This is a genomic window from Paenibacillus sp. FSL R5-0908 (assembly GCF_038006245.1).
Lineage (GTDB): Bacteria > Bacillota > Bacilli > Paenibacillales > Paenibacillaceae > Paenibacillus_AQ > Paenibacillus_AQ odorifer.
The window spans coordinates 3,505,833-3,521,192 of sequence record NZ_JBBOUV010000001.1 but is presented as its reverse complement, the minus strand read 5'-3'; the positions used below and the strand labels follow the sequence as shown (position 1 = coordinate 3,521,192).

General features: G+C 41.9%; 16 protein-coding genes. 2 read left to right on the top strand and 14 right to left on the bottom strand.

All coding sequences use genetic code 11. The features are described 5' to 3' along the window. Nucleotides 1–16: 16 nt before the first annotated feature. From MKZ09_RS16060 to mraY, 8 genes are all read right to left on the bottom strand, one after another. On the bottom strand, nucleotides 17–328 hold the full coding sequence (locus MKZ09_RS16060) for an AzlD domain-containing protein (protein ID WP_076205863.1): 312 nt from the start codon (nucleotides 326–328) through the stop codon (nucleotides 17–19). After that, the gene (locus tag MKZ09_RS16055) at nucleotides 325–1,041 is read right to left on the bottom strand and encodes an AzlC family ABC transporter permease (protein WP_076205861.1); all 717 of its coding nucleotides are present in this window, start codon (nucleotides 1,039–1,041) and stop codon (nucleotides 325–327) included. Before MKZ09_RS16055 ends, MKZ09_RS16060 begins: the two co-directional genes overlap by 4 nt. Before the next feature lie 146 nt (nucleotides 1,042–1,187). Continuing rightward, nucleotides 1,188–2,291, bottom strand: coding sequence for a PRK06851 family protein (locus MKZ09_RS16050; protein WP_076205859.1), 1,104 nt, complete (start codon nucleotides 2,289–2,291; stop codon nucleotides 1,188–1,190). A 103-nt stretch (nucleotides 2,292–2,394) separates the two neighbouring features. Continuing rightward, on the bottom strand, nucleotides 2,395–2,838 hold the full coding sequence (locus MKZ09_RS16045) for an NUDIX hydrolase (RefSeq protein WP_076205984.1): 444 nt from the start codon (nucleotides 2,836–2,838) through the stop codon (nucleotides 2,395–2,397). A 67-nt stretch (nucleotides 2,839–2,905) separates the two neighbouring features. Further along, nucleotides 2,906–3,526 carry a thermonuclease family protein gene (locus MKZ09_RS16040; protein ID WP_076205857.1) on the bottom strand — a complete coding sequence of 207 codons (621 nt, stop codon included), beginning with the start codon at nucleotides 3,524–3,526 and terminating at the stop codon, nucleotides 2,906–2,908. A 151-nt stretch (nucleotides 3,527–3,677) separates the two neighbouring features. Beyond that, nucleotides 3,678–4,847: an MFS transporter gene (locus MKZ09_RS16035; protein WP_076205855.1), complete on the bottom strand. Its 1,170-nt coding sequence runs from the start codon at nucleotides 4,845–4,847 to the stop codon at nucleotides 3,678–3,680. Nucleotides 4,848–4,928: 81 nt separating this feature from the next. After that, nucleotides 4,929–5,240 (bottom strand): ArsR/SmtB family transcription factor, encoded by a 312-nt coding sequence (locus MKZ09_RS16030; RefSeq protein ID WP_076135242.1) that lies wholly within the window; start codon nucleotides 5,238–5,240, stop codon nucleotides 4,929–4,931. A gap of 106 nt (nucleotides 5,241–5,346) precedes the next feature. Continuing rightward, nucleotides 5,347–6,300, bottom strand: a complete 954-nt coding sequence (gene mraY / locus MKZ09_RS16025; protein ID WP_076205853.1) for a phospho-N-acetylmuramoyl-pentapeptide-transferase — start codon at nucleotides 6,298–6,300, stop codon at nucleotides 5,347–5,349. A 297-nt stretch (nucleotides 6,301–6,597) separates the two neighbouring features. Between mraY and MKZ09_RS16020 the strand changes: the two genes are divergently transcribed. Next, nucleotides 6,598–7,218, top strand: coding sequence for a TetR/AcrR family transcriptional regulator (locus MKZ09_RS16020; RefSeq protein ID WP_076205851.1), 621 nt, complete (start codon nucleotides 6,598–6,600; stop codon nucleotides 7,216–7,218). Nucleotides 7,219–7,265: 47 nt separating this feature from the next. Further along, nucleotides 7,266–9,569 carry an MMPL family transporter gene (locus tag MKZ09_RS16015; RefSeq protein ID WP_076205849.1) on the top strand — a complete coding sequence of 768 codons (2,304 nt, stop codon included), beginning with the start codon at nucleotides 7,266–7,268 and terminating at the stop codon, nucleotides 9,567–9,569. Between the two features lie 101 nt (nucleotides 9,570–9,670). Here the strand turns inward: MKZ09_RS16015 and MKZ09_RS16010 are convergent, their stop codons facing one another. From MKZ09_RS16010 to MKZ09_RS15985, 6 genes are all read right to left on the bottom strand, one after another. After that, the gene (locus MKZ09_RS16010; RefSeq protein ID WP_081394297.1) at nucleotides 9,671–10,801 is read right to left on the bottom strand and encodes a GNAT family N-acetyltransferase; all 1,131 of its coding nucleotides are present in this window, start codon (nucleotides 10,799–10,801) and stop codon (nucleotides 9,671–9,673) included. A 36-nt stretch (nucleotides 10,802–10,837) separates the two neighbouring features. Further along, a complete protein-coding gene (locus tag MKZ09_RS16005; RefSeq protein WP_076205847.1) occupies nucleotides 10,838–11,467 on the bottom strand; it encodes a hypothetical protein in 630 nt (209 codons plus the stop codon). Between the two features lie 113 nt (nucleotides 11,468–11,580). Further along, the gene (locus tag MKZ09_RS16000; RefSeq protein ID WP_036686696.1) at nucleotides 11,581–12,366 is read right to left on the bottom strand and encodes an ABC transporter permease; all 786 of its coding nucleotides are present in this window, start codon (nucleotides 12,364–12,366) and stop codon (nucleotides 11,581–11,583) included. A gap of 6 nt (nucleotides 12,367–12,372) precedes the next feature. Then, the gene (locus tag MKZ09_RS15995) at nucleotides 12,373–13,122 is read right to left on the bottom strand and encodes an ABC transporter permease (RefSeq protein WP_051491475.1); all 750 of its coding nucleotides are present in this window, start codon (nucleotides 13,120–13,122) and stop codon (nucleotides 12,373–12,375) included. Between the two features lie 127 nt (nucleotides 13,123–13,249). Next, nucleotides 13,250–14,305 carry an ABC transporter ATP-binding protein gene (locus tag MKZ09_RS15990; protein ID WP_076126169.1) on the bottom strand — a complete coding sequence of 352 codons (1,056 nt, stop codon included), beginning with the start codon at nucleotides 14,303–14,305 and terminating at the stop codon, nucleotides 13,250–13,252. Between the two features lie 78 nt (nucleotides 14,306–14,383). Next, nucleotides 14,384–15,166 (bottom strand): GTP cyclohydrolase II, encoded by a 783-nt coding sequence (locus tag MKZ09_RS15985; RefSeq protein ID WP_076205845.1) that lies wholly within the window; start codon nucleotides 15,164–15,166, stop codon nucleotides 14,384–14,386. Between the last annotated feature and the right edge of the window lie 194 nt (nucleotides 15,167–15,360).

Genomic DNA, 15,360 nt, shown 5'->3' with positions numbered 1-15,360 from the left:
TCTAATCCGGGTTTTCTTAATGGTACATAGTAAGGATTTTTACAATTAGTGCTGCAGAAACAGCACCTAAGATCACGAGTAACAGCGGGATTTTCCTAATTAATACCAGTATAACAGCGACTATACCCGAAGCGATACCTACAAGATTGTCATCTGCGTCCACCTGAAATATCCCAGGAACCGTTAAAGCACTAAGAACCGCGATAGGCAAATATTCCAACAAAGCTTGGACTTTGGAAGAGCCATTCGTATGCTTTGTCAGCAGCAAAGGTACAAAACGAAATGAAAATGTAAGGATTGCCATCCCGATAATGATCAGAATAGTCATACGGATACCTCCTTTTCTACTTCAGCTTGCTCTCGAAATAAGGAGCCTACTGCCATACCCATTAACATAGCTGCAATTATCGAGGAGTTTCCAAGTACGGGATGTAGGAGCCATGAAGAACCCGCCGCTGCTAAACATATGGCCAAATTCCGAAGGCTTCCCTTTAGTTGTGGCACTACTAGTGCTATCAGTAAGGCATATAATGAGGTGTTCAAAGCAGGTAAGTATATAGCCGGAATGTAGGATGCCAGCGATATTCCCGCAGCTGTTGCCAACAAATTTGCTATATACGGAGGAATTTGTAGACCCAGCAAATATGGAAGAGTTATATTTTCTTTTGAATGATTGCGGGGGATCATACTAACAGCGTACACTTCTTCTGTTAAACTGAATCCAATCCAGACTTTTGCCAGTGGATTGATTGTACGGTCAAGCTGACCCCCAAAAGATAGGCTGATAAACAAATATCTTAAATTAATGATCAACGTAAGCAGCAAGATCATTGGAGCGGCGGCCCCAGCGGCAAGCATTTTTACGCCAATAAATTGGCTGGCTCCCGCAAATACGAGCGCTGACAATAAGAACACTTCCAGACTCCCCAGGCCTAATCCCTTACCGACCAATCCAAACGTAAAACAAGCAGGAATAAATCCTGCAACAATAGCTACAGAATCCTTAAGACCCGTTCTAAACATCACTTTCTGATCACTCATAAGTTTCTCTCTCCCTTATCGTTGTCCCTAGAGAGAGCATACTTGAATACAATTCTGGTGGAAATAACCGCACGGGTGCGTATGTACCCTACCAATTTCTTGACATAGAAAAAGACCGCCCGCTAAGAGAGCGATCTTTAAGAAGGTTAAACCTCCTGAGGACTTTCCACAATCCCGCTGATTTCTTGTTGAATTTGGGATTTAATCTGATCTACATGGTCAAAATCTGTAGCTGCGGCATAGATTGTCTTTAACTCATCCAAAAATACTTTGGCATCTGTCAGATGTTGAATGGATTGTTTCATGGTGCTGGAATATCGCTCTTTAATACCTGCGATGGCTTCGGCAAAAGCTTCATCCGTACCTGGCTGTATGCACCGTGAATACATATCAACAATCTCGTCAGAGGCACAGTCAGGGAAATACTCATGCGGAGCTGTACTGTCAAAAATAGCAAACCCAAGCTCGCGTACGATAATCATATCAAGACTGTTCGGATCAAAACCACAGTGGTAAATCTCAACATTGACACCACGTTTTATTCCTTCAGCCGCCAATTTTTTTAAAAGTGTAGATTTACCGGAACCCGCGCGACCTTTTACGAGATATCTTTTTAGGCCTACGGTTAAATTAGGTACAAAATCCACGGCACCCTTAGGCGTAGCTGCACCTAAAAAACGGTGATCCACCCGGCTTGCTTTTTCGAAGTTCTGATCACCATACAGAAGTTGAATATACTCCTGAGTCAGCTCATCAGCGGCTTGGAAATTCATTGTCGCAATATAAATCGCTTCCCATTCGTCATGAATGCGGAGTGCTTCAGCAAAGCCTGAATAAGCGAGTTCATGCTCTTCCGTGTACTGATCAACTAAGCTGTCGATCTCAACACAACGCTGGCTTAACTGGAGCGTATCGACGGCCTGCTCCAAATTCACATGTACGATGGCCTCTTCAGGCACTTCTGGCTTAATAACCCGTGGAGCCGTACCATCTATAATTCCTACTTTTAATTCAGGAATAACCACTCCGTCGAGTGAATCATTATCTGACGCTGTGTGAATTAACCAGATCTCATAACCTTGTTGAACCAGGAGATCTCCGATTTCTCGAATGATTCTAGTTTTCCCCGTACCGGGGCCTCCTTTTAAAACAAACAAACGTGTTAAACCTTGCAATGACGACTCATAGAGGTTAGAGAAGCCGTGAGCTGTGTTGCCGCCAGCAAAGAAATTCAGGATTGTTCCGTCCATAATCGCACACCTTTCCGGGCTGATGTCATGTTTCATTGTTCATCTTATTAACATACCCAGGGAAAGGTGACGCTTTGAGTGAGATGTGGTTTCGTTAGCCGGTTCAGTTACAAATAAAACGATCCAAAAACCTCTTAATGACGGGAACATCAGGAGGAGACAGCTCGCTTGGCAATTCTTCATAATTAAAAAAACGCAATTCTTGCACTTCAATTCCATCTACTTTTAGCTCTCCATCAAAGTCTATGCATAGATATGCAGCCACAACATTATATACTTCATCACCGTGCGGATATTTATAATAAAGATCTTTTCCAGAGAACATGTCGAACAATTCAAGACCTTTGGCTGTTAAGCCTGTTTCCTCAAAAAGCTCCCTCTTAGCGACCTCTTCTAAAGTCTCCCCAAGCTCCATCGAGCCACCTGGCAGACCCCAGCATCCGTTGTCCATTCTACGTTGCAATAATAATTGATGATTGCTGCACAGTAAAACACAGGCACCTGCCATTATAAGCGGTCTGGTACCTACCAGCTTTCTTAACTCCATAATATAATCGCTCAATAAACTATCCCCTGTCTTCTAATAGGCTCAAATACCCTACGTTAATAGAAGTTCATTTCTTTTTCTGCACATGAAAACCTTTGTCTTGCGCGTAATTTTCAATGCTCCAAATACCTATTCCCCGCTCTCGCGCCTTATCCTGAATCGCTCGAAATTGATCTACGTATTTTGTATTAGGTGCAAATACATAGGCTACACGTGCATAACCCTGCTCTAGCAGAATCTCATTGAACATTTTCCCATCTATATAGAGGTAACAAAGTAGGCGGCCATATTTGTCGCGCTCCGATACATCTAGTTCAATTTGTACATCTTTATCCGTAAGCATCTTTTTGGCGAAATCAGAAGCTTCTAGCGAAAATGGCTGTGGTTCAGGGATATTCGGATTCACTGACTCTGGAGTATCGACCAGCAATAAACGAATGGTTTCCTTTTTGCCGCCTATAGTCAGCTTCATGGTGTCACCATCGACTACTCGTGTTACCATTGCATCTATTAAACGTTTGTTGTCCTCTGTTGTATTCTCTGGCGTAGGCTTCAAACCAGAACTGGAATCAGCCGTAATCGTCGGAACTGGTTCTAAAGTAATCTGCTCGGCTAAGTTGCAGGCAGTTGTTGTTCCAAGTAAGAGTGTGATGGATAAAAAGCTTTTTACAAGATAAATCTTATTCATTGTTAACCTCTTTCTTATACACGTATGTAATTTCATGGGGTCTATTAAAAGTAAATTAAAACACTTAAAAACACAAGACTGTACTACCAATCATAGAAATAGCGACAACCATGTACCAGAAAAAAGATACTTGGCTATCGCTGTTTCGCCTTTACTCTACTTCCACCACGTTTAATTTGGAAATCTTTATTTTGATAATGATCGATAAGAAAGCAAGCAGAGAAAACACAATTCCGATCCAGATGAGTTGATGTATTCCTGCATGAGAAATAAACCAACCACCGAAAGCAGTCCCTATAGTAATTCCAAGGTTGGAAAATGAGATAAACAAGCTGTTACCGAATTCGGGAGCTTCTTTCGCTTCGGTCGTTAACCATGCTTGACTGACTATCAATCCGCCGGAATGCACTGCCCCCCAAATGATTATAATAACAACCATCGGAAGGAAATAAGAACCTAGATAATACACGAACAAGTAAGTTCCCGCATATAACAGTGGAAACATAATAACGGTTTTTGTAATACCATTATGCAAAAGGCTTCCAAATAAAAAATTCCCAAAAATCATGATTATCCCAAAGGCCATCAACATGATACTAATCCATGACCCGTTCATATGTGTTACCTGCCCAAGATATTCAGCAAAGTAACTGTACACAGAAAACATAGCTGCAAAGATAAAAATAACTGCCACAATATTTAACCACAATAGGGGTTTGCGTAAAATGCTAAGTTGTTTACCATATGACATTTTTTCTTTAACTGGCATGGAAGGAAGCCAAGCTAGTATTCCTAAAAAGGCAATTATACTTACAAAAGCTCCAAACAGAAAAGCGACTTCTAACGAAATTTTGTCTGCGAGATAAGAAGTCAAAGGCACACCAAAAGCAAACCCCACCGTTATTCCGGCGAAAACCTTTGTCACCGCTTTGGTGCTCTTTTCCGGAGGGACAAGTTGGGCAGCGGTAACAAGTGCAACTGAAAAAAACACGGGATGAAAAATAGCAGGGATAATACGGAAAATCAGCATTACTTCAAACATGGTCGTATACGCATAAACAATATTTGAAATTGCAAAAATAAGCACAGCAGTTAATAGAATTACTTTACGATTAATTCCAGAAGCCAATAAGGTCAGAAATGGACCTGAAATAGCAACAACTAAAGCAAATACACTTACAAGCCATCCAGACTGAGAAGTTGATATATTAAATTTTTGAGTTACCTGTGGCAGAACACCTATAATCCCCATTTCCGTTGTAATAATGCCAAATACGCCTAAAGCCAAAATAATAATAAGTAAAGGGTTAACCTTTTTCATTTTAAAATAATCCTCCATTTATATTTACATATTTAGATTTGTAGATATGTAATATCAAAAAAAAGCCCTTCCTCCTCTCTCCTATAGTTTCTCTTTAATATAATCGGAAAATTCTTGAATTGTCTTTTCGTTTCGACGATAATACGTCCACTTCCCAATTCGCTCAGATTCCAGCAAACCAGCTTTTTGCATGGTCAATAGATAGCTCGAAATAACCGACTGTGCAAGCCCCGCTTTAGCTTGAATATCTCCCACGCAAATCCCGATTCGAAAATTTAGGCCTTGTTGTAAATAAGGCTTTTCATCAAAAAATTCCTCGGGAGTTTTTAGCCACATCATAATTTGACTACGAGTCTCGTTAGACAACGCTTTGAATATCAATAAAGGTTCCATGTGTTCCATTATATCTATTTTTATAGATTTGTAAATACAAAAGATGCCGATCTCTCGTTGTTGCAATATTATTATGTAGATTCATGTTTCGTATCGAATTGTTCGTTTAGTGTATTAAATATTTCCAAAACAACCAGCAAAGTAGTACGGATACCCACGAAATGAAACCAAAAATCATCACGATTTTGTTCTCACTCCATCCGTATTTTAAGCTGAAATGGTAATGGATCGGAGCCATCCGGAATAGCCGCAGCTTCGTCCGTTTGTAGTACCAAACTTGTAAAATGACCGACAACTGCTCCGCAAAATAAACGAAAAACAAAATCGGAAGCAAAAGCTCAACCTTTTCAATGACAGCCAGAACGGAAAGGGAGCCACCGATCGCCAGTGATCCAGTATCGCCCATAAACGCTCTTGCTGGATAAATATTGTAAAGCAAAAGCCCTAGCAGACAACCGATCATAACAAGTGAAAATGTCTGCACTTCAGGTTTGTCCGAAATCATGAAAAAGAAAAAATACGATGGTATGGCAACATTGATCAGTAGCCCATCGAGACCATCTGTAAAATTGATGGCATTCGCGGAGCCGACCACAAACAGCAAAATGATGGCCACATAAAGGTACACAGGCAACTGCAGATTTTGCCCTTTAAATAACTCGATATCACTCGTCAAACCGAACGATTGGAACAACACATATATTATAATTCCAGTAAAAAGAAATTGAAGCACTAGTTTTGAGCGACCACTGATGCCGGATGGATTTTGCCAAAAAGCCTTTTTGAAATCATCCAAAAATCCGACTGAACTAAACAACAAAAACGTAACGCATAAGAGTAACATTAGAGGCCCGGGTTGAAACTGCAGCGAAATCGCTATCCCGATAAGCAGGATCAACCCTGCCATTAGTGGTGTACCCCGTTTGGCCTGATGCTCTGGTGGAAGCTCGGCACGAATCGGCTGCGTTAACCTCAGTCTATGCAGCGTCCAGATTAATAGAGGCGTAAACACCGCCACCAGAAGAAAAGACAGGCCGGAAACAGCCAGAATCCCATACATATAACGAACTCCCCTCTTTGAAAAAGATCAGTTTTATAATTCTCACAAAATATTTCTAGAGTTAATGAGGTCGTCTGTAATTATGTACTCTTTTCATCTGTTGATAAAGAGAAATTATTCTATTTTTATTTCCTGTTTTCTGGTGTGTAACAGCTGAGAGTTTTCTATAAGCAGATCTCAAAGCATAAACTTGCTCAATGAGAAAGTTTGCACTTTGGGCAAGTTTACATTAGTATATAGTCATTAATCCTAATCTTCACCACAATTACAGCTATATGGGAGGTGTATACATAAATTATGATTAAACAAACGTTGAGAGATTTCAAAAAAGAAGCCACAGAAAAAGCGCTAGCTGAAGCGGCATTCGAACTTGCACTTGAACATGGGTTGGACGGTTTTGTTGTTGAAGATATCGTGCAAAAAGCCGGCTACTCCAGAAGAACTTTCGCAAACTATTTCACATGCAAGGAAGAGGCAGTTGCGAGGGGAGCAGTTACCGTACGGAACACGAATGAGTATGAGGAATTGCTCACCAAAATCCCTGAAAATGCCTCCTTGCTTGACACCCTATATCAGCTAATAAAGATGCAACTTACAGCTGAGCTTATAGGGAGGTTACGTGAGCTTTCATTACTATCCCGAAAATTTCCAGCTCTCGAGCCCCATTATCTAAGAGCAATACACCTTACGCAAACTGGAGCACAAAAAACATTGTTGCACTTGTCAAATGGTAAGTATGACGAGGTCTATACTTATCTGCTTATAAATTCGGTTTACGGAACTGTACTTCCCTTAATTGACGGAAAACTTAATGTGCTGCTTCCGGGACAAACGACGAGCGACGATCCAAGTCCTGAAACGCTTACGTTCGATCAATTTTTGGAAACTATTTACGGATATTTACGCAACGGATTCTAATAGGCTAACCATCAGTTTTCATCATCGAGGGAGTGTAAAATAGATACATGTCAACATTATTGTACAGAGTGGGAAAAACCGCTTATCGCAAACCTGGGTACTTCATTTTAGGTTGGATTTTAATTTTAGGAATTGTCATCTCTATGATCAGCATGAATGGTATTCATATCAGTTCGGAAATGAAGATTGAAGGCACAGAATCGCAAAAGATTTTGGATCAATTAGCAACAGAACTTCCGGCTGCATCTGGTGGACAAGGGAGTGTCGTGTTCAAAGCACCTCAAAACGAGCGATTGGATACGCCAGAACGTTTGGCAGCGATCACTAAGGGTGTTAATGAGGTTTACGGTATAAACGAAGTGATTAATCCTGCAGATTATGCAGCGGAAGCAAGTAGTTCAACTACTGAGGCAACTCAGGCTGCCAGTATGGATCAGTCTGCAGCAGCCACAGCACCCCTTTCCTATGGTCCTCTGATGGCAGATGGCGTTCCAGTACCTGGAGTTATTCTTTCCGCAGACGGTAGAATTGCATTGTTCCAATTCCAGTTTACTATTGAGCAATCTGCTATCTCTCAAGATATTTTCGATTCTGTAATTGATACCGTCAAGAATGTCGAGAAAGATACTAACATTACTGTACTGCCAGGCGAGACACTTAAATCAGTATCTATCGGTGTAGGATCAGCTGAGATTGTCGGACTTGTCATTGCTGCAATTGTTTTGCTGGTGACGCTTGGCTCTGTCGTTGCAGCAGGTCTGCCCCTTATAACTGCACTGCTTGGAGTCGGCATCGGTGTGGGTGGAGCATTTTCTATTTCCAAATTCATTGAAATGCCTAGTGTCACTTCCGTCTTGGCGCTTATGATTGGATTAGCCGTCGGAATCGATTATGCTCTTTTCATTGTAAATCGCCAACGCCGGATGATTATTGATCAAGGATTAAGCGCACAAGAAGCTGCGGCTAGAGCTATTGGCACATCCGGCAGCGCCGTATTTTTCGCCGGTTTGACGGTTATTATCGCTCTCTGCGGTATGCTTGTAATCGGGCTCACTTTCTTATCTACGATGGCGTTAGTAGCAGCAGCTACCGTCCTCATCAACGTATTTGTTGCCTTAACCCTATTGCCGGCATTGCTCGGATTGGTGGGTGAACGCATCTGTTCGCCTAAAGCTCGCAAGAAAAACAAGGATCATCATAAAACGGGTAACCGCGGTATAGCGGATAGATGGGTTAAATTCATCATCAAGTATCGTTGGGTCACTATTGTTGCCATCGTCGTGGTACTTGGCGTAGCAGCAACCCCCATAGCGAAAATGGAAATGGGCATTCCCGGAGCTGCCTCAGCGAATTTGGACACGGTAGCAAGACAAAGTTATGATGCTATATCCGAGGGTTTTGGAGAGGGGTTTAACGGACCACTTATTCTGGTTGCAGAACCAAAGAATTCTTCCACTCCAGTCACTCCGGAGCTTCTGGGAAATCTTGTAAAAGAGCTCCAAGCTCAAAAGAATGTCGCGCAGGTGACTCCTCTGGGCATGACTAAGGATTTAGCTATCTTCAGTCTGATTCCAGAAACGGGTCCTAGCGATATAACAACCAAAAATCTGGTGAATGATTTACGGGCTGCGGAATCTAGTATCGCTCAAAGTAATGATGTTAAACTCGGGGTTACCGGCTTTACCGCTGTTAACATCGATATGTCGGCCAAACTGGCAGATGTATTTCCCATTTATGTAGGAATCATCATTCTCCTATCGCTCATTATTCTTCTGTTGGTATTTCGTTCGATTATCGTTCCTATCAAAGCTACGATCGGCTTTCTGCTTAGCATACTCGCTACCTTCGGGATCACCACAGCCGTGTTCCAATGGGGCTGGCTCCATTCTCTCTTCGGTTTTGACACCGGTGGACCATTGCTAAGCTTTATGCCAATCATCGTTACGGGTATCCTGTATGGGCTCGCGATGGACTATCAGGTTTTCCTTGTCAGTTCCATGCGTGAATCGTACGTTCATGGTCATGAGGGATCAGAGTCCGTTGTTCATGGATACAACCAGGTGAGTCGTGTCGTAGTAGGCGCTGCTATAATTATGATCTCCGTTTTTGCAGGGTTTATTTTTACGGATGATGTCATGATTAAACAAATTGGCTTTACACTGGCCGTAGGGATCTTAATCGATGCCTTCATCATTCGTATGGGATTAGTCCCTGCTGTAATGTCTATTTTCGGCAACAAAGCTTGGGCACTTCCAAAATGGCTCGACCGTATTCTGCCAAACCTGGATGTCGAAGGCGAGAAACTGATTGCTACACTCAATGCTAAAGACAAATCTAATTCCATGAAATAGAAACAATAATAAACAGCCTGAGTCCTGTATTCCTAGGGGTTCAGGCTGTTTTGTTTCTGTAGTTAGATTCGCTTCCCATGAAACGATGTTGGAGATAGAGCTTAATAATTAAGGATTATAGCGGGGCGTACACCGTAACAAGCTAAGTTTACATGTCCGTAACTGCGAATACTGCTACGAGTACCTACAAAATACGCACGTGAAGAAATCGCAGGTTGAGTTCTCAGCCACCACCATGAGCAGCCAAACTCTTCATCCTTCTCAAGGATATAATCAGCTTTGACTTTTTTATCATACACATATAATTTACATCCATCGTTCTTTTTCACTTTGGAGAATCCCGTTCCTATCGCCCTACGCTTCGCACGTAAAGTATCTTCACCAAGTTTAAAGGTCCATTCATTCGCCTCCGAAACACTGAGCAGAAAAATCTTATCTTCCGTGTTTATACTTCCCTCTCCGTTATCTGTGCATTGGGTAGTCTTGATGAGCCTGTGCTCGGAGTCATTAAAAGCGGCATTATAAAACTCATCGTTCAACCACTTTCGCAAATCGGAGTCATGCCATGTAACATCAACATATTCACCGTGATACCGCCTGCAGTCCAAAATGTACTCGCTCAAAATGAACAGCTCTCTACCTGAATTTTGCAGCACCCGCCACTTTATCGGCATTTTGTCTGCTCCGTCCGCCATTTGCGGATAAGAGCCAATAGTAATTATTTCGCCGGGTTTTGCCCGCTCGTACATGGGAGTAAGATTAGCATTTTCATTACAAATCATAATAATAAATTCTGTAGTTCCTTTAACGATTTCAGCTTCCCGGCTAAATCCTTGTTTTTCATACAAGCGTATCGCTCTATCGTTGAACTTCGCCACTGTCAGCCGCTTTGGTTTTTCCTCGAATCTCTCATTAATATAGTTAAGGACTGTTGTGAAAAATAGAGTCCCATTCCCCTGTCCGGTTAACTCTGGCTTCATTCCTAAACCCACATCTATAAAATCCTGAGAATATGTATATTTATCATTTGGAACCTGTGCCGGACTTCCTACACAGAAGAATCCGATCAATTGTTTATTTGCATCAAGTACAGAAAAAAATGCTTCCTCTAGCATTTCACTTATAGCTTCAGGAGTTGTTTCATTATTGTAAAAATCATAGGGTGGATCATATTTCCAGCTTAAAATATCCCTAGCAGCATCAGCATTCAGCTTTTCCACGTAAAGTTCCATTTCACATCCCCCTTTGTTTTCAAAATCGATAAGTCCCTAAGTATCTAGCTCCGCTAACCCCTGAAGAATTGTCTCTACATCACCATCAGGATTTAACGCTTTGATCATCTCTTTTGTAATGGCTGCCCCCTCATAAACTTGTGCAACAACCTCTAAAGGGAGTGTGAGTTCAAAATAACCTTCGGCAAATTCCACAAAATCCTCAGCTGTGCGGAAAATAGTCCCTAGCAAAAAGTCCGAACCATCTTCTACCTCCGCTGGAATTTCTACCTTCCCCTTCTGCCACGTCAAGTCGTTATTTTCACGCCAAAAACAAAAAGTAACATCATCCTTAGCTATCGCCTCATCTTCCAGTAAAGACAATAGCGAGGTTGGGACCTCTTCATAGATTCCTGGCCAAACTTCATGTTCGTCACGCGCATATGGACTTACTTCGGACTCATGATCAAAACCTTTAATTATCGTTCCTTGAGGTGTAAAAATAATAAACAAATTATCACCTGAGCCATTATCGATCGATGCTAGAGAAACATTCTTATCAAATATAGAATCAAAACTATGATAGCGAAGCCAGTCCTCTGGACATAAGACAATATTTAGAGAAGCAAGTATTTTCATAAGTTTTTTTAAGTTTTCGGGTGCTGGTAAAATATCTAACACATTCATCTATGATTCCTCCCCAATGTAGATATTAATGATTTTAGCATATTCATGAATTCCGGGTAAAAAAAAGACTACCCGAAGGTAGCCTTTCCAACTTAACAAAACACTAGCTTAACTTAAGAGCCCGCACCTTTATATCTTCGTACGCCATAACTCCAGGCTAACAAACCAATCCCCAGGAATATAGCGCCTACTACAGGTGTCATCAGAGCAAGGCTGGTCATCTCCTCCCGCTGTAGAAATAGCGCGGCTGGATACACTCCGACGAATGCAAATGGAATGATCCAAGTAAGCAATACCTGTATAGCACGATTGTAAATCGTTACCGGGTAACGGCCATAAGTCTGAATGTTGTACATTAACGGAAGAATGCCAGTAGGAGCATCCGAATAGAAAGACAATGAAGTCAACGTTGTGTAAATCCCCGTATAGATGGCGACCGCACTTAACGTTAGAATGATCAGAGCCGGTATCGTCCACCATTCAAAGGGAAGACCCAGATTGCTGCCACTGATGGCCATAATAATAATACCTATGAATGAGCCCATAAGTGCTGGTGGATCAACATTTTCCAAAAAGATCTGGAACAAATTATGAGCTGGGCGTGTCAAAATACGGTCCATCTCACCTTTAACGATGTAACGTTCACTAAATCCCCATAGATTCACAAAACAACTAAACACCCCAAAAGGCACCATAAAGAATCCATAAACGAACACTACTTCATTCTGATTCCAGCCGCCCAGGCTATCTGTATGCATAAAAATCACGAGAATAAAGATAAAGTTGGTAGCTTGAAAAAGTAAGTCTGAAATGACCTCTACCCAAAAGTCAGCGCGATAGGTGAGCCGGCTCTTCATATAGTTTTTGATATATTCAATTAATAATCCCAGGTAATACATGTTTCCTCAACCTCCCTGCACGAAGAGACGCTGCCGCGCCGCATGATATAACCAGACAATTGGAATCAGTAATACCAGGAACCAAATAATTTGTATCCCTAATACATTCCATATTCCAACCCCTTGCACCCGTCCCGTAAACACTGAACCTGGCAAGTAGGTAATCGCCTGAAACGGCAGCACCTCAAGTACGGAAGATAACCAGTTAGGAAACAGACTGATCGGTACGATTAAGCCGGAGAATAAGTCTACAATCACCCGCTTCATTCGCATCATGCCTTCATTATTTTCCACGAAAAATGCCGAGAGCCCTGTAATGATATTGATCTGTGAATTAATTAAAAAGCTGAAAAAGAGCATCACCAGAAACCCTGCCCAAGCAGATGGCGCTGTTGGCAATTGTACCGGGAACAGCAACATCGCTATGGCCATGCCGGGAATCATAAATAAGAGGAAGCGGAACATTCCCTCTCCAAGACCTTGCATCATTTTGACTAAGACATAGTTATAGGGCCTTATAAACTGGATAGCGATACTTCCATCACGGATATCCGTAGAGATCTCGCGGTCTAGGTTATTAAAATAAAAGGCTCTAGCCATCCACGACACAGCAACATATGATGTCATTTGCGTTGCAGTAAAACCACCCAATGAATCCCCATTGCCATAGATGGCCATCCAAGTGAAATAGTTAACCCCAATATTCAGTGAATAGATAAGAATACCTGAGTAGTAGTTAATCCGATAAGCAAGCATGGTAAGGAAACGGATGCGTATAAAATCTAAGTAAGCCCCGAATAGTAATTTACGGCTATTCTCCTGAGGACCGCCAGAAGATGAACCTCCTGAGGTGGAAGACATAGCTGTTGCAGGATTAAGCTTATCAGACATGTAAAGCCTCTCTTTCATCCTTCAGAGCGGCAGCCATTTCATCAGGCTTGTCTGCAGACCCGGATTGATAAATACTGCGAACAATATCGTCCGTATTGGTCTCAATGATTTTGATATCAGTAATGTCTGCTTTTCCCACTACTCTTCCTAATACATCCGATACATTTAGCTCTAGCGGTATCCAGACAGACGCCCCTAGATCGTTCTCCGCAGACCAAGTAACAGGCAATCCCTCTGTCCATAACTCAAGTTGCTGACGTTTCGTAGCATTTCCAAATTGAAATTGAACCTCACGTCCGGTTCCCCAGCGCTGCTTCAGGTCTTCCAGTCCTCCGTCATAAATGATACGGCCATCATCAAGCATTATCACTCGGGAGCAAAGCGCCTCAATATCTTGCAGGTCATGTGTTGTCAGCAGTATGGTTGTCCCATGCTCGCGGTTCATATCTTTTAGGAATTCACGGATCTCTGACTTCACCACAATATCTAAGCCAATAGTCGGCTCATCCAGAAATACAATCGACGGATTATGAAGCAATGCTGCTACTAATTCACAACGCATCCGCTGACCTAGACTAAGCTTACGAACCGGACGATTCAGCAGTTCTTGCAGCTGCAGCCGTTCGACCAATTCATCCAGCCGTTTCTTGAAATCTTGTTCAGACACCCGGTAAACCTTGCGTAGGAGCTGGAACGACTCAATCACGCCAATGTCCCACCATAGCTGACTGCGTTGCCCGAATACCACGCCGATATTTTTCACGAATTTCTCGCGCTCCAAATACGGAACATACCCACCTACTGTCAGGTTTCCGGAAGTCGGCACGAGAATACCTGTGAGCATTTTGATCGTGGTCGATTTCCCAGCACCGTTCTCGCCGATATAACCACAGATCTCCCCTTCAGGAATGGAAAAGGAAATGTCCTTCACCGCAGTCACTTCCGTATATTCCCTTTTAAACAAATCAGCGAAGGCCCCTTTGAGACCCTCGCGGTTTTTTTGTACTTTAAATGTTTTGCGTAAGTCTTGTACTTGAATAGCAGTCATATTGTACCTCACTAAGCTTAGAGTTGGTTCCCAGTACCCCATTATAATAGAAGAAGCGCAAAAGCACTACTTCAATCTTTACTTAGCCAGTCTTTCATTTAGTGAATGGGTGTCCTTCACAGCTTCTAAATGCCCTGAGCGAGCGACTTTAGTCCGCAAATATTTCTCGTTAAAAGAAGATACATCTCCCCATAACGCTACTCTCTTCACAGCATTCATCCCTGCAGCCTTGAGCGCATCCAATTTTTTCGGATTATTCGTGATCAGTGTCACTGGTTTGTGACGTAAAGTTTGCAGAACACTAATTGCTTCTTCGTAGTTTCTGGAATCGTCAGCAAATCCCAACTCTAAATTAGCCTCAACTGTATCGTATCCTTCTTCCTGTAAAAGATACGCTAAAGATTTGCTGAACAGGCCAATGCCTCTTCCTTCATGATTCGCGAGATAAAATAATGCCCCAGAGCCATGCTCAACAATCATTTTCATGGATTGATGCAGCTGGAATCCGCAATCGCAACGTTTACTGCCAAAAATATCGCCAGTATGGCAGATGCTATGCATCCGGATCAATGCATCCTCAGACCCTTCGAAATCGCCATATACCAACACACTGGATTGTTGTCCTTCTGCTAAGTTCATGGATGGCAAACGTGAAATTAAAGCTGCCGTTGCTTTACTGCTATCCTCTTGAAGAAGCTCTGCATCCGTTGTATTCAGCCAGTTGTACCATTTAAAAACAACGGTCTCGCCGTCTAAATTCACCGGTAACGTGATGGGTCCAACCAATATATTTGTGGAATTTGCTAAAGGAATTCGCATGATTTTATTCTGTAAAATAGAAGTGATTTCTGGTTTAATCATAATTACACCTTCCTCATTGTTCATCAATGCTTAGATAGAGCTAAGCATAAGGATAAAATATTAGTTAAATTATAAGTAACTATTTGTAAGTAAGTTTATCATTGTAATATAACTTCGTCAAGTTATAATATATCTTTAAATATTTATAATTACTTTATGTAAGTTTATGATATAATGAATGTCGAGGTGATATT

Bases quoted from the DNA above. Each gene is read 5' to 3' on its own strand.
- MKZ09_RS16060 (WP_076205863.1), bottom strand. From the start codon at position 328: ATGACTATTCTGATCATTATCGGGATGGCAATCCTTACATTTTCATTT.
- MKZ09_RS16055 (WP_076205861.1), bottom strand. From the start codon at position 1,041: ATGAGTGATCAGAAAGTGATGTTTAGAACGGGTCTTAAGGATTCTGTA.
- MKZ09_RS16050 (WP_076205859.1), bottom strand. From the start codon at position 2,291: ATGGACGGAACAATCCTGAATTTCTTTGCTGGCGGCAACACAGCTCAC.
- MKZ09_RS16045 (WP_076205984.1), bottom strand. From the start codon at position 2,838: ATGGAGTTAAGAAAGCTGGTAGGTACCAGACCGCTTATAATGGCAGGT.
- MKZ09_RS16040 (WP_076205857.1), bottom strand. From the start codon at position 3,526: ATGAATAAGATTTATCTTGTAAAAAGCTTTTTATCCATCACACTCTTA.
- MKZ09_RS16035 (WP_076205855.1), bottom strand. From the start codon at position 4,847: ATGAAAAAGGTTAACCCTTTACTTATTATTATTTTGGCTTTAGGCGTA.
- MKZ09_RS16030 (WP_076135242.1), bottom strand. From the start codon at position 5,240: ATGGAACCTTTATTGATATTCAAAGCGTTGTCTAACGAGACTCGTAGT.
- mraY (WP_076205853.1), bottom strand. From the start codon at position 6,300: ATGTATGGGATTCTGGCTGTTTCCGGCCTGTCTTTTCTTCTGGTGGCG.
- MKZ09_RS16020 (WP_076205851.1), top strand. From the start codon at position 6,598: ATGATTAAACAAACGTTGAGAGATTTCAAAAAAGAAGCCACAGAAAAA.
- MKZ09_RS16015 (WP_076205849.1), top strand. From the start codon at position 7,266: ATGTCAACATTATTGTACAGAGTGGGAAAAACCGCTTATCGCAAACCT.
- MKZ09_RS16010 (WP_081394297.1), bottom strand. From the start codon at position 10,801: ATGGAACTTTACGTGGAAAAGCTGAATGCTGATGCTGCTAGGGATATT.
- MKZ09_RS16005 (WP_076205847.1), bottom strand. From the start codon at position 11,467: ATGAATGTGTTAGATATTTTACCAGCACCCGAAAACTTAAAAAAACTT.
- MKZ09_RS16000 (WP_036686696.1), bottom strand. From the start codon at position 12,366: ATGTATTACCTGGGATTATTAATTGAATATATCAAAAACTATATGAAG.
- MKZ09_RS15995 (WP_051491475.1), bottom strand. From the start codon at position 13,122: ATGCTTGCTTATCGGATTAACTACTACTCAGGTATTCTTATCTATTCA.
- MKZ09_RS15990 (WP_076126169.1), bottom strand. From the start codon at position 14,305: ATGACTGCTATTCAAGTACAAGACTTACGCAAAACATTTAAAGTACAA.
- MKZ09_RS15985 (WP_076205845.1), bottom strand. From the start codon at position 15,166: ATGATTAAACCAGAAATCACTTCTATTTTACAGAATAAAATCATGCGA.